Genomic DNA, 13374 nt, shown 5'->3' with positions numbered 1-13374 from the left:
GTAAGGAAAGCCTAATCAATTTTTTAAAAAGGGCGTATTATGCATAAATTTGGAATATTGTGTGTATTTTTTTATTTGAGTCGCAAGTACTACGCCTCACACTTCCAAGTAAATATCATTTCTATTTCATTGTGTTATAAATATATTTCTTTTTCACATAACAAAAACACCCTCTAAAAAATTATTTTCATGCTGTATGAATCGCGTACAAATGCTTACTTTTCACCCAAACCCAAGTCTACGACTAAAAAATCATCCGCAAAAAATATGAATTCCTTTATAGTCTCAAGCAGTGAGAAAGATCAGAAAAGATGAGGAGCTTTTATGAACACGGAACAAGTCCGCCACGTTGATGATGCCATTACTTCACGTCACTCTGTACGCGCATTTTTAGATACGCCTGTTGACGTTCAAACGATTAAAGATATTTTGGCAGTTTCAAGCCGAGCACCTTCTGGAACGAACACGCAACCTTGGAAAGTTTATGTCGTTACAGGTCAAAAACGTGCTGAGATGATTGATCGTGTATGTGCAGCACAAATTGAACTACATCAAAAGCCCGAACTTTCTGATCAGTATAAAGAAACTTTTGCCTACTACCCTGAGACTTGGATTTCGCCATTTATTGATCGTCGCCGTGAAAATGGCTGGGGCCTTTATGGCTTACTGAACATCCAAAAAGGTGAAAAAGAGAAAATGGCGGCACAGCAATTACGCAATTTCCAATTATTTGATGCGCCTGTTGCACTTTATTTCACAGTCAATAAAGCCATGGGGATTGGTTCAAAAATGGATATTTCCATGATGATTCAAAATGTCATGATTGCAGCAAAAGCTCGTGGATTGGATACTTGCCCACAAGCGGCGTGGAACCATTTTCATCCAATCGTTTTAGATGTGCTGAATGCACCTGATGATGAAGAATTAGTGTGTACTATTGCTTTAGGTTATGCAGATCCCGACCATATTGTAAATACCTTCATTACACCTCGATTATCTGTAGAAGATTTCACTGTATTTATGGATTAAATCTCTTTTAACAGTATCTCTAAGCAGAGATACTGTTTTGCTGTTTTCCAACCTTAAAGATTGCAAATAAACCAGCACTGGTAAAAAGCAGCATCATGATGCCCATATTCAGCGATGCTTTCCAAATAAGAAAATTCAAAATCACCCCACCAAGCAAACCACAGGCAAATTGCATACTGCCCATGATCGCACTCGCAGTTCCAGCTCGGGCACCCTGTTTCGACATTGCCAAAGCCATCGCATTTGGGCCAGTCAAACCAATTCCTGAAACCACTAAGAACAAACCAGACATCAAAAACCATAACGGCGCGTCATGCATTAAGCCTGCACTAACCACCACTAAAGCACCAAAACACTGAATCGATCCGCCTAAGCGTAAGCGTGGGAAAATCCCCATCCGCGTATTTAAATGTTTATTTAATGATGACATCAACATAATCCCAGCGGCATTGAGCGCAAATGCATAGGAGAAATGTTGTTGAGATAAGTGGTATTGCCCCATGAAAACAGCTGATGCTGAACTGATATAGCAAAATAATGCAGCTCCCGTTAAGCAACCAGCAAACATTGGCACTCTAAAGCTTTCATCTTTCAGAATTGCTGCATATAAAGTTGTGACCTGATAAGCAGACAATTTTAAACGTCGCTCTACGGGCAGCGACTCTTTAAAAAAGAAATGCACACAGAACCAGCAGATCACACCGATAATCGCTAAGGCAGCAAAAATCATCTGCCATGGGAAAAAGCTTAAAATCCACGCCCCAAACATCGGTGCAAGAATTGGTGCAAGCCCCATCACAATCATCATGCTAGAAAAGGCCTGCGCTGATCCTTGTACATCCAAACGATCACGAATAGCAGCACGAGCAATCACCACACCGACACAACCACCCAGTGCCTGAAAAATACGTGCTGCAATTAACGCCCATTCGTTAGTCACAAAAACGCAAGCTAAACTTGCAACGACATAAAGCGCTAAACCAAAATATAAAGGTGTTTTGCGTCCAATACGGTCACTGACTGGCCCATAAATTAACTGTCCAATCGCAAGCCCTAAGAAATATGCAGGTAAAGTATTGGCAATCATTTGTGTACTTACCCCAAATTCATCTGCCATTTGTGGCAATGCGGGTAAATACATATCAATTGATAAAGGGCCTAAAGCGGTTAAAAGTGCAAGCAACATAATCCAAGCTGTTGAATACTGTCGTGAATTAGATTGCTCAACCTTCATAATGCTGCACTTTTCAAGTTTATTGATCGTCTTAGCTTAACATTCTCGTCCTAATTTGTGCATAATATTAAAAGCCTGCTAACACTTTAAAAAGGTTACCAGTCCTCCTATATATCAATTGCAAATACAAAAAGGACAGCACTTGAATCCTTGGTTCGGACGATTTAAACAGCTCACCTATAACACCACGTTTATGTATAACGTGCGGATGTTAATCGCCTTTATAGGTACTGCCTTTGTACCCTATTTGCTTGATTTTCAATTGGCGACCATTCCTCTTACACTTGGTGTCGTCGCAGCAGGTATTAGCGATATCGATGATCGCTTTTCAGTACGAATCATGAACCTGATTTATACTTATATTGGGTTCTTCATCACAGCTGCCTCTGTTCAACTGCTATTCCCTTATCCCTTTGCTTTTGCAATTGGATTGATTGCCTCTTGTCTTGGATGGATTTTATTAGGTTCTCTCGGCAGACGTTATGCAACCATTGCTTATGGGTGTTTAGTCGTTTCCGTATATACCATGCTAGGTGTTCATCTATTTGAAGATTGGTATCTTCAACCTGCCTTATTGGTGATTGGTGCAGCATGGTATGGACTGATCTCAACCATTAGTTTTTTACTATTCCCAGTACGACAATTACAAGATCAACTTTCATCTTCATACAATGCCTTGGGTAGCTTTTTATTTGCAAAATCCAATTTGTTTGATGTCGATATGACACCTGCAAGTTACCAGCAAAGTATGATTGATTTGGCCTTGGAAAATGGAAAATTAATTTCCCTTTTTAATAATCTGCGTGTCGCATTAGTTACTCGGCTCAAGGGTGACAGAGGACAGAAAGATACGCGTCGTAGTCTGCAATATTATTTTGTTGCCCAAGATATTCATGAACGTGCTGACTCTGCCCACATTGACTATCAAAAGCTTGCCAAAGTCTTTCAGCACAGTGATATTTTGTTCCGCTTCCAGCGTATTTTAACTATTCAAGGAAAAGCATGTCAGGACTTGGCTCAATGTATCCGACATCGAACACGATATACCCATAACAAACGCTTTAAGCACAGCTTTGAAAACTTACGACTGTCACTTGAAAAGCTCCGCGAAGATAATCTTTATGATCAGGTCAGGATTAATGCATTATTTGCACTTTATCAAAACCTCAAATCAATTGATGCTCAACTACAAAACCTTGAGACCGAACGTAACTTACAGTTAATCAATGCACAACAAGCTGAAAACCAACTCAAAGATGATGATCTCAAAGGTGTAAATGACATCATTATTCGGATTAAACAACACTTATCGCCTGAGTCAGTGCTATTCCGTCATGCGGTTCGTTTATCGATCGTGTTATTTATCGGCTATGTCTTTATTCAACTGACAAATATTTCGTATGGTTACTGGATTCTATTAACGGCACTATTTGTCTGCCAACCAAACTTCAACGCCACCAAACGTCGCCTCTATCTTCGTATTATTGGTACTTTGATCGGCATCATCGTTGGTTTAGCTGTGATTTATTTTATCCCTTCCCTCGAAGGTCAATTAGTCATGCTGGTATTGAGTGGTGTGTTATTTTTCGAGCTACGCAGTAAACAGTATGCTCAGGCCACTGCCTTTATTACCATTCTGGCACTGATCAATTTTAATCTTGATGGTTCTGCTTTTGCTGCGGGTTTACCTCGATTCGTCGATACTGTTATTGGCTGTGCATTGGCATGGTTTGGTGTCAGCTTTATCTGGCCCGATTGGAAATTCCGTCGTCTCCCACGTACTATCCAAAGATCGTTACAAGCTCAATGCCAATATTTAGCTGAAGTCGTAATGCAATATCACCAAGGTCGTAATAACGCCTTGAACTATCGTGTCGTCAGACGAGCTGCGCATAATAATGATGCCGAAGTTGCCTCTTTAATTTCCACACTTGCCACTGAACCCAATATTGACCCAACACAAAAGACTTTGGCTTTTGAGTTTCTATGTCTGAGCCATACGTTCCTGAGTTATGTTGCAGCACTCGGAGCACATCGTGAACAAATTCAAGATCAGGAAGTTCTTTCCTTACTGGATCAAGCACTCGATGATATTCAAGGTGCGCTCTTAAGAGATGAAGTACCTGATTTATCAGCACAAAATATGTTGAGTACGATCCGACAGCGCCTAAGCCGTAATGATGAAAATGATCAAAAATCATTGATTATCTTGCAGCAACTTTCTTTAATGCTCAGTATTCTGCCTCGTTTAAGTATGCTTAAACAAAGTCTACATCATGAGCCAAATGAGGATGGCACTGAGTTTGCTTCTCTCTAACTTATCAGCCATTTGCATAATATCTTTGCATGCTAATTGGTGTTAAACTTAACCTAGTTCTAAACTCATTTTTTATACTATGACCGCCAAAACGCTATACGCTTATACGCTACAACCTGTTCCTTACGAAGTTTCTGAAGTTGAACAACGTCAAGCCCAACTTATGATTTGGCGTAGTACTAACAAATTTAGTCGCAAAACATGGATGATCATGATTGCACTCGTTGCTCTCTCTTTGATCGGTGCTGGACTCATTAAATATTATTCGACTTATTCAACAGTTATTTGTTGGGTCGTGATCATCTCTGTAGCCCTCTTCTACCTAGTAAAAAGATTTGGTCTCGAGTGGTATGTAAAACGCAAAATGAATGAATTTCCGGTTCAGGAAATTAAAGGTATTCGTTTAGGCGTACAACCACACGGCATCGTAATGCGTCAAAAAGTTGGACTACAAGAAGGTACAGCAACGATTGGCTGGAAAGATATTTACGAGTGGTATAGCTCTCCAGATTTCATTTTGGTGAACTTTAAAGTAAAAACTCCTAAAGGCGAAGAACAACAAGGTGCTTATATCTTGCCAAAGCGTATGGATTCTAAGAACTTCTCTTTCAATACTGTACGTAAACATTTAAATGAAGTTGTAGGCGCACCGAAGTCAATTTAACTTCTAATTAAAAAAAAACCTCTCAAAATGAGAGGTTTTTTTTATGTCATTAAAATTAATCTCTAGGTACTTTTAATTATTTTATAAATCATGCATTCTTCCAATCAATATTTAAAGCTTTAATATTCATAACATAACTATGCAACAGAATTTTCTTGAAAATAAAAAAATTGCTGAAACTCTAACTCATGTATTCAATGGTACACCAAGTATTTTTAGATACTGGGATGAACCTAAAGAAAACTTTATCGATATCTTTATTAGTACAGGTTGTTTGAGTCCAGAACTTACAGCTTACGCAACAATAGGATTATCTGATTTTCCAAATTTGGTTGGCTCGAATAAGCTTGATATACGCGTGGAAATCATTGGAATTTGTTTAAATGATTCAGAGAGTTTTGCGAATGTTTTAAGCACGGCTGCTTTTTGTATCATAAATTCACAGTGGCCCTGCTACCCTACTTCAATTTTTCCTAATATTCTAAGTATGTATGACTGCTCTCAGACAATGCAACATCTATTCTTTACTGATCCATTTCTTTGGGAAGATCAGTTAAAACGTTGAATTTAGAAACCAAAACTGTAGCTTGGCTTTTAGCAGTGCCTATTTCTGAAGCAGAATGTCGATATGCAGCAGAACATGGAGCAGAGCAATTAGAAAAAATTTTGGCAAAATATCAAATTGATGTTGCTGACATAAATAGAGCCTCTATCTTTTAAAAGTGCCCCCTTAAAACACATAGATGATATACGTATAAGCATTTGTGTCTGATAATTATTAAAAAGTTAAAATAAATGAGAATCAAAATCAATATTACCTACAAAATCCATATTATATTCTTAATCTTGAGTTATAATTTTTTACATGAACTTAACCATCTTTTCATTCTTCAACCATGATTAAAAAAGTCTTCTTCCAAATCCATTGGTTTTTAGGGGTTACCGCAGGTTTGATTCTCTCTCTTATGGGAGTCACTGGCGCAATTTACTCATACGATCAACAAATTCTAAACTGGCTCAATCAAGACAGCTATGTTGTTGAAGTTGCAACTACACCTAAATTAACCCCTGCTCAGCTTTATCAACATTTCAATCAACAGCAACCAGAGATTGAAATTAATAGCATTACCATCGCCTCTGATCCGACAGCCTCCTCCACCATCAACATTAAAAAAGAAGGTGCGCGTCGTGGCTATAATATGATGGTCAATCCATACACAGCAGAAGTTCTGCCTGAAATCAGAGGTCGAGATACTTTACAGTTTATTCAACGACTCCATCGCAATTTAACCGCTGGTGAATTTGGTGCACAGATTACAGGTGCATCTACACTGATACTGATTTTCTTTGTACTCAGTGGAATTTACTTAAGATTCCCTAAAAAGCATTCTTTTAAACAATGGTTTTTTATCAAACCAAAATTAAAAGGACGCAACTTTATATGGGATTTACATGCAGTCATTGGAACATGGGTCATTATTTTTTACCTGTTATTTGCATGTACAGGCTTATATTGGTCTTATGACTGGTGGCGAGCTGGTATGTTTAAAGTCATGGGGGTTGAGCAGCCACAGCGCAATCAACAACAGAATGAACCTAAGAATAGAAAAAATAAACAACCTGAATTGGCTCAACAACAGGTGAATACTATCCTGACCCAAACTTGGACAGGCGTAAATGCACAAATCGGACGTGAATATTCAAGCCTTACATTGAACATTCCAAAACATGATAATGCAAAAATCGAATTATCATTTGTCGATGCAATTCCACAGCACGAACGCGCACGTAACCAAGCTGTATACAATTACCAAGACAATAAGTTCGAGAAATTTGAACTATATGAAGATAAAAAGCTTAATGAAAAAATTATGAGCAGTATGCTACCTGTACATCGTGGTAGTTTCTTCGGTTCAACTTATCAATTTATTGCGATGCTCGCATCATTGGCAATGCCACTGTTCTTTGTAACAGGTTGGATGCTTTATCTTAAACGTCGCAAGCAGAAAAAATTAACCCAAGCCGCTCGCCAATCGCTGAATACACAGCAAATTGACCCAAATGCAAAGCCTTGGCTGATTACTTATGCATCTCAAACAGGTGTAGCTGAACAACTCGCATGGCGTACAGCAACTAGCCTGCAAGAAGCTCAACAACCAACAACCGTAAAACCGATTCAACAGCTCACAGAACAGGACTTGCTCCAAGCTGAACAAATGCTATTTGTGATCAGTACGTATGGAACAGGTGAAGCTCCAGATCTTGCAACCAGCTTTAGTAAAAAATTGATGCAACAAAAATTAGATCTGAACAACATGCAATACGCTGTTTTAGCACTTGGATCTAAAGAATATTCAGATAGCTATTGCAGTTTTGGTCATGCAGTGGATCAATGGTTAAAACAATCCAATGCACAATCACTATTTGAATTAATTGAAGTCGATAATGCTAACGCTGCAGACATCCAGCGCTGGAATCAAGCTCTCTCAGACGTGACTCAGCATGAACTTCATGCGATGAACATCGAAAAAGTATTTGATCAATGGACACTCACCGAACGTTCTGTTTTAAATCCAAATAGTTTAGGACAACCCGCATATAACATTGAATTAACAGCACCTTACGATATCACTTGGCACGCTGGTGATATTGCAGAAATTCAACCTGCTAATGCTAGAACGGAAATCCAGACTTTCTTAGAAAAACATCAGATTCCCGCTCAAACACTTGTAAAATCATCGAATCAAACGATTGAAGAAACACTTTGGGATAAGAATCTACGTGTTGAAATAAAACCATTTACCAATCTTGAAACTTTGGTTGAACAACTTCCTCGCCTTCCTACGCGTGAATACTCGATTGCAAGTATTCCTTCTCAGCAAGTTCTTCGTCTTGTCGTGCGTCAAAAAAGCGATACTCAGGGTCACTTAGGCTTAGGTTCTGGATGGCTTACAGAATTCGCTCAGCTTAAAGAGAAAGTGGCTTTACGTATTCGGACCAATGAATCATTCCACTTAATTGACGACAACCGACCAATTATTTGTATTGGTAATGGAACAGGCATTGCTGGTCTGATGAGTCTATTACAGCAGCGTAATCGTCAAAACTACGTTGAAAACTGGCTTATCTTTGGTGAACGCCAACGTGAATGTGATTTCTTCTATAAAGAAACCATTGATGCTTGGAAAAATATGGGTACATTAAAACGTGTTGATTTAGCCTTCTCAAGAGACCAAGAACAACGAATTTATGTACAAGATCTTTTACGTACAAATGCGGATGAACTCAGCAAATGGATCAATCAAGGAGCTGTTATCTACGTATGCGGTAGTATTGAAGGAATGGCATCAGGTGTTGAACAAGCACTGATTGACATTTTAGGTGACGAAACAGTTGATCAACTTCGCCAATCAGGTCGCTATCGCCGAGATGTCTATTAATTCACTATAAGCCCTATAAAAACGAGTGAACTTTCACTCGTTTTTTTACTCTACGATTTGCCTTTCTCATAATTTTGCATAAACTTAGCAGCGTTCAAATCGACAACGATTAAGATTATGCAAATAAGTACTTGGGTTCGTATTTTTTTAGCCCTCATTGGTTCAGTATTATTTTTGGATGGGGCAATTCTGATTGCATTGAAGAAAATTCATATTGGAACGGTTATCCCCTTCCTACTCGGACTGTTTTTTTGTATTTATGCTGCATTTTACTATCATATTGAACGCTTCTTTTTTTACCATTTCCGCTGGCATTCAGTTTGGCGTTTTGGGTGGTTATGTTTTTGGATTTGGTTAATTAGCTTAGGCTATTTTTTTAATTATCTGTCTAAAAACAATACGCAAGCTCAGAATATTGCACCAGTCAAAGCCATTATTGTTTTAGGTAGCGGCATTGAAAATGGTCAACCTTCAGCTACACTAGCAAAACGCCTAGATCGAGCAGCTCCAATCGCCCTTGCCCAGCCAAACGCGAAAGTCGTCGTTTCAGGTGGAGTCGATTTTGGCGAGACAATCAGTGAAGCGAAAGCGATGTCTCAATATCTTCAACAACACTATCGCATCCCAGCATCACAAATTATCTTAGAAGAACAAAGCACTAGTACCGAACTGAACTTAAAAAATAGCCAACTGCTTCTAAACGCACGAAATATCATGATTCAACAACCTATCGCGATCGTCACCAGTGACTTCCACACATTACGTGCAGCTGCAATTGCAAAGAAACAAGGTTATACAAATATCACAATGCTTGGGGCAACAACACCTTTGGAAACTCGCTACAACGCTTGGCTCAGAGAGTATTTTGCTTATGTCAGTGGTTGGGCACTCAATGAATATTGATGCGCACCTATCACCTAAAATTGATTGCATTTAATTATGCAATCTAATTTCTCGTGGTAAAGGTAATTTTAGCTCAGCGAACACTTCTGGGCGTTGTAAATAAACTTGATATAAAAAATTTTTGATATCTAATAAAAATGCATCAGGGGCAACAAGGAGGTTATTGCCTTCTGGTGTTAAGTCTAGAGATAAAATCGTATTGTTCTCTTTTAAAAAGGGAATCATCTTCTGTATTAGACTCATTAATGATATTTCTTGGACTGAATAATTCGCCCAACTGTCTTTCATCAATAATTTAGCCAATCCCTTACTCTGCCAAATAGATAAGGCATGCTGACCTGAAGGTGTCGCACACAAAGCCCAACCATCGTGATACAAAGCAATCACTTGACGTTGCATAACAATATTTTCTATAAATTGACGATAAGCATCTTTTGGAGATGTATTTGTGATTGTAGTTTGAGATTTCGACGCAGCCTTGCGTTGATATGGATTTCTCATAAATTACTTCAATATTAGAATCATTATTGACGCAAATAATAAGATAATTTCAATTTGATTACAATGATTTGAGCTTTTTAAGAAGAGATATGGTGGGCGCTGACGGGATCGAACCGCCGACATTCTGCTTGTAAGGCAGACGCTCTACCAACTGAGCTAAGCGCCCTGAGCGAGTATAAACAAAGCGAAACTTTGTCTAAGCACAAAAGGAAAATTATCAATATCCCTAATGGCATCTCGTATCAGAGATCAAGTATTAAGATACTTGTTAAAACTAATATTTTCTTGAAAAGGTATCATGAAAATGGCGCAGCGGACGGGGCTCGAACCCGCGACCCCCGGCGTGACAGGCCGGTATTCTAACCAACTGAACTACCGCTGCACTGGTATTACTTCTATAGAGAAGTAAATGTCACAAATTATGGTGGGCGCTGACGGGATCGAACCGCCGACATTCTGCTTGTAAGGCAGACGCTCTACCAACTGAGCTAAGCGCCCTGAGCAAGGTAACAAAGAATACTTTGTCTGAGTAAAAAACTCAACTCAACCCTAGCATGCAAATTTAAAGTGGCGCAGCGGACGGGGCTCGAACCCGCGACCCCCGGCGTGACAGGCCGGTATTCTAACCAACTGAACTACCGCTGCACTATAATTTTGCAATTATGGGGTAAACGATTATTAAAACTTAAGTGGCGCAGCGGACGGGGCTCGAACCCGCGACCCCCGGCGTGACAGGCCGGTATTCTAACCAACTGAACTACCGCTGCACTTGAGTCTTAACGTAAAGGCTTGGTGGGCGCTGACGGGATCGAACCGCCGACATTCTGCTTGTAAGGCAGACGCTCTACCAACTGAGCTAAGCGCCCTTAACGTCTTCATCGTTTGTGAGGTGCATTATAGAGAATCTTTACAGCCTGTCAAACGCTTTTCCCAATCTTTTCCTAAAAAAGCGTACGAATGATTAAAAAATAAGTAATTCTTTGAAAAAACCGATATTTCCGTATTTTATTTAAGCACTTATTTCCATTTTAGAACTTCCTTTTCTAACGAATGTTCAGAAATATAGACCAAGGCATCTTCAGAAATGAGATCAAACAACTCGATAATTTCGTCATTCTTCATTCTGATACAACCATGCGACATTGGAATTCCCATTGGTTCAGTATCAGGAGTACCATGAATATAGATATATCGTTTAAATGTATCGCATCCCTCTCCGTGATTGAAACCCTGCTCTAAACCATCTAGCCATAAAATACGAGATAAAATCCAATCTCTTTGAGGGAATTGTTGAGCAAGTTGCTGGTCATAAACTTCGCCTGTCAGCTGACGCGCAATGAATACTGAATTTTGTGGCGCATTTTTACCAATTTTCTGTGCAACTCGATGCCATCCGCGTGGGGTTTTCCCACTATTTTCTTGTTCTCCAATACCATTTTTGCCAGATGAGATCACATAAAACTTATTATGTTTAGGTAAACTTAAAGTTTGTTGTGCTAAATCAATAACAACATCTGCTTGCTCAAGTGTATGCGCCATTTTTATCTCGGTATTAGATGAATCCTATTATTTCACCATAGCGTATTCTCTATTTCTTGTATTTTTCAGTAGTTTTTTTTGTTTTCAACTTAAAATATTCAAATGGGCAGCATTTACTATATGCCTAAATAATCAGTAAATGCCCTTTTCCTATCGTGGTTCGGGACGCATCCATAGCCAGGCAGCAACAATAAACATAGTGACATCAGTAAAAATTTTGACGAGAAAGGGAGCATTGGTAAACAGCATTAAAATACCGCTCAACAGTATCATGATACTTGCAATCCATTTGGCTTTACGGGGAACAGTCCCATTTTCACGCCAGTTACGCAATGTCGGTCCGTATTTAGGATGATTCAATAACCAAGCATCCATTTGAGGCCATCCTTTAGATGCGGCCCATGCGGCTAAAATAAGAAAGACTGTTGTTGGCATTCCTGGCAATATCGCGCCAATAATTCCTAGCGTAATAAAAATTACAACTAGACTCCGCCAAAACAAAGTTTTCATTTAGCAATTAACCAATACGTCAACACAAGCATGCTAGTATAAAGTGTTTTTTATCTGCTTTCTTAAACTTAGCTTACTTATTTCTGTGATTGGGTTAAATGATGACTAAAGCTGTTGCTTATTTTGAACCTTGGTTACAGTTTAAAACCCCTATCGTTAGACAACTCGCTTTTAGTATCGCCAGTCCAAGTATTTTGGCAAAGCTCCCGCAAGAATTAATAATAAAAAATGCTTTTGAGTTGCATGATTCTACGCACTGGCAATCACTTTATCAAAAGTATGAACCTCGCTTATTCGAACTTGATCTTTCCCCCCAGCCTTTGATTGACTTTCTCGCTAGACTTAAAAGTACTCGTTTGGGCTTACGTTTTGAAAATTTATTATGGTTTTGGTTACTCGATAGTGATTACCACCATTATCAATTACTTGGACATAGTATTCAGATCATTTCTGGCGCGATAACGCTAGGAGAGCTGGATTTTTTGGTATTAAATCAAAAGACTCAACAAGTTGAGCATTGGGAAGTTGCTTTAAAATATTATTTGGGGGAATGTAAATTAGATTTAGCTGAATGGTATGGCCTCAACCGTGAAGACACTCTCAACAGAAAGCTAAAACATTTCACTGAACGTCAGTTTCAATTTTCAGAAGCAAATAACCACATCATTCAACGAAAATTTGCTGTGATGAAAGGTCAACTTTATTTACCTACTAGATATAACATTGCAAGAGCGCACCTTCCGGAATGGATAAATTCAGAACGACGCTTAGGTCGTTGGGGAACTCACCTCCCTCAAACAGATTATCATCGTTTGCAACGCCCTGAATGGTTATGTCCGAATCAAAATTTGAGTTCTGAATCAGCAAAATGGTGGACTGATGGTCTGTACTACGCCCCTATGAATGAGCCTCAATATTATATGTTTCGAACCTCAAGACTTACATCATTAAATTCAGCTTAAATGAAGATTTGTTTGTGAAGTAACAATTCATAACACATCTACCAATAAACCATCATGTTCATTTTCTAGTACTTTTTTTAGTCTCTAAGAACATCATACTTACATTTAAACGGAGAAGATGATGAAAAAAATCTTAGTTGCTTCGATCATGACCGCTTTTGTATTGACTGGTTGTAATACCTTTAAGGGTTTTGGGCAGGATGTGTCTAAAGCAGGTGATAAAGTTACTCAAACTGCTGAAAAAACTCAGGATAAAATGTAATTTTTTAGAACAA

At 38.8% G+C, this 13374-nt stretch carries 11 protein-coding genes, 6 tRNA genes and 1 pseudogene; 8 read left to right on the top strand and 10 right to left on the bottom strand.

Annotated features, from left to right (window positions below; translation table 11 throughout):
* Positions 1 to 324: 324 nt before the first annotated feature.
* Positions 325 to 1029 carry a nitroreductase gene (locus IO68_RS31375; protein ID WP_023014141.1) on the top strand — a complete coding sequence of 235 codons (705 nt, stop codon included), beginning with the start codon at positions 325 to 327 and terminating at the stop codon, positions 1027 to 1029.
* Between the two features lie 19 nt (positions 1030 to 1048).
* Here IO68_RS31375 and IO68_RS31370 read toward each other — a convergent pair whose 3' ends face one another.
* Positions 1049 to 2263: a multidrug effflux MFS transporter gene (locus tag IO68_RS31370; RefSeq protein ID WP_023014140.1), complete on the bottom strand. Its 1215-nt coding sequence runs from the start codon at positions 2261 to 2263 to the stop codon at positions 1049 to 1051.
* 142 nt (positions 2264 to 2405) lie between these two features.
* Between IO68_RS31370 and yccS the strand changes: the two genes are divergently transcribed.
* From yccS to IO68_RS31345, 5 genes and pseudogenes are all read left to right on the top strand, one after another.
* Positions 2406 to 4580, top strand: coding sequence for a YccS family putative transporter (gene yccS, locus IO68_RS31365; protein ID WP_031234930.1), 2175 nt, complete (start codon positions 2406 to 2408; stop codon positions 4578 to 4580).
* 79 nt (positions 4581 to 4659) lie between these two features.
* Positions 4660 to 5244 (top strand): YcxB family protein, encoded by a 585-nt coding sequence (locus IO68_RS31360; RefSeq protein WP_004877141.1) that lies wholly within the window; start codon positions 4660 to 4662, stop codon positions 5242 to 5244.
* 139 nt (positions 5245 to 5383) lie between these two features.
* Positions 5384 to 5964, top strand: a pseudogene (locus IO68_RS31355) (suppressor of fused domain protein).
* Between the two features lie 176 nt (positions 5965 to 6140).
* Positions 6141 to 8684: a PepSY domain-containing protein gene (locus tag IO68_RS31350; RefSeq protein WP_023014136.1), complete on the top strand. Its 2544-nt coding sequence runs from the start codon at positions 6141 to 6143 to the stop codon at positions 8682 to 8684.
* 117 nt (positions 8685 to 8801) lie between these two features.
* On the top strand, positions 8802 to 9587 hold the full coding sequence (locus IO68_RS31345; RefSeq protein ID WP_023014135.1) for a YdcF family protein: 786 nt from the start codon (positions 8802 to 8804) through the stop codon (positions 9585 to 9587).
* Between the two features lie 30 nt (positions 9588 to 9617).
* On the opposite strand, the gene IO68_RS31340 is transcribed toward IO68_RS31345, so the two are convergent.
* From IO68_RS31340 to IO68_RS31300, 9 genes are all read right to left on the bottom strand, one after another.
* Entirely contained in the window at positions 9618 to 10088 is a 471-nt protein-coding gene (locus tag IO68_RS31340; RefSeq protein WP_007483982.1) for a DUF2750 domain-containing protein, read from the bottom strand.
* A 90-nt stretch (positions 10089 to 10178) separates the two neighbouring features.
* A tRNA-Val gene (locus IO68_RS31335) sits at positions 10179 to 10254 on the bottom strand.
* A 139-nt stretch (positions 10255 to 10393) separates the two neighbouring features.
* Positions 10394 to 10470: transfer RNA gene (locus IO68_RS31330), tRNA-Asp, on the bottom strand.
* 40 nt (positions 10471 to 10510) lie between these two features.
* A tRNA-Val gene (locus tag IO68_RS31325) sits at positions 10511 to 10586 on the bottom strand.
* Between the two features lie 70 nt (positions 10587 to 10656).
* Positions 10657 to 10733 (bottom strand) — tRNA-Asp (locus IO68_RS31320).
* 45 nt (positions 10734 to 10778) lie between these two features.
* A tRNA-Asp gene (locus IO68_RS31315) sits at positions 10779 to 10855 on the bottom strand.
* 23 nt (positions 10856 to 10878) lie between these two features.
* Positions 10879 to 10954: transfer RNA gene (locus IO68_RS31310), tRNA-Val, on the bottom strand.
* 151 nt (positions 10955 to 11105) lie between these two features.
* Positions 11106 to 11627, bottom strand: a complete 522-nt coding sequence (elsL, locus tag IO68_RS31305; RefSeq protein WP_023014134.1) for a cell wall-recycling L,D-carboxypeptidase ElsL — start codon at positions 11625 to 11627, stop codon at positions 11106 to 11108.
* 150 nt (positions 11628 to 11777) lie between these two features.
* The gene (locus IO68_RS31300) at positions 11778 to 12137 is read right to left on the bottom strand and encodes a YbaN family protein (protein WP_023014133.1); all 360 of its coding nucleotides are present in this window, start codon (positions 12135 to 12137) and stop codon (positions 11778 to 11780) included.
* 101 nt (positions 12138 to 12238) lie between these two features.
* Here IO68_RS31300 and IO68_RS31295 point away from each other — a divergent pair, with 101 nt between their 5' ends.
* Together IO68_RS31295 and IO68_RS31290 are read left to right on the top strand one after the other, a co-directional pair.
* On the top strand, positions 12239 to 13099 hold the full coding sequence (locus tag IO68_RS31295) for a DUF1853 family protein (protein WP_023014132.1): 861 nt from the start codon (positions 12239 to 12241) through the stop codon (positions 13097 to 13099).
* A 118-nt stretch (positions 13100 to 13217) separates the two neighbouring features.
* Positions 13218 to 13361, top strand: a complete 144-nt coding sequence (locus tag IO68_RS31290) for an entericidin A/B family lipoprotein (RefSeq protein WP_017196706.1) — start codon at positions 13218 to 13220, stop codon at positions 13359 to 13361.
* The last annotated feature ends 13 nt before the right edge of the window (positions 13362 to 13374 follow it).

The sequence above is a fragment of the Acinetobacter sp. COS3 genome, from assembly GCF_000475335.1.
In the GTDB taxonomy this organism is placed as follows: domain Bacteria; phylum Pseudomonadota; class Gammaproteobacteria; order Pseudomonadales; family Moraxellaceae; genus Acinetobacter; species Acinetobacter venetianus.
The sequence above is the reverse complement of the archived record's forward strand: the minus strand, read 5'-3'. Positions and strand labels throughout refer to the sequence as shown.

Bases quoted from the DNA above. Each gene is read 5' to 3' on its own strand.
- IO68_RS31375 (WP_023014141.1), top strand. From the start codon at position 325: ATGAACACGGAACAAGTCCGCCACGTTGATGATGCCATTACTTCACGT.
- IO68_RS31370 (WP_023014140.1), bottom strand. From the start codon at position 2,263: ATGAAGGTTGAGCAATCTAATTCACGACAGTATTCAACAGCTTGGATT.
- IO68_RS31360 (WP_004877141.1), top strand. From the start codon at position 4,660: ATGACCGCCAAAACGCTATACGCTTATACGCTACAACCTGTTCCTTAC.
- IO68_RS31350 (WP_023014136.1), top strand. From the start codon at position 6,141: ATGATTAAAAAAGTCTTCTTCCAAATCCATTGGTTTTTAGGGGTTACC.
- IO68_RS31345 (WP_023014135.1), top strand. From the start codon at position 8,802: ATGCAAATAAGTACTTGGGTTCGTATTTTTTTAGCCCTCATTGGTTCA.
- IO68_RS31340 (WP_007483982.1), bottom strand. From the start codon at position 10,088: ATGAGAAATCCATATCAACGCAAGGCTGCGTCGAAATCTCAAACTACA.
- elsL (WP_023014134.1), bottom strand. From the start codon at position 11,627: ATGGCGCATACACTTGAGCAAGCAGATGTTGTTATTGATTTAGCACAA.
- IO68_RS31300 (WP_023014133.1), bottom strand. From the start codon at position 12,137: ATGAAAACTTTGTTTTGGCGGAGTCTAGTTGTAATTTTTATTACGCTA.
- IO68_RS31295 (WP_023014132.1), top strand. From the start codon at position 12,239: ATGACTAAAGCTGTTGCTTATTTTGAACCTTGGTTACAGTTTAAAACC.
- IO68_RS31290 (WP_017196706.1), top strand. From the start codon at position 13,218: ATGATGAAAAAAATCTTAGTTGCTTCGATCATGACCGCTTTTGTATTG.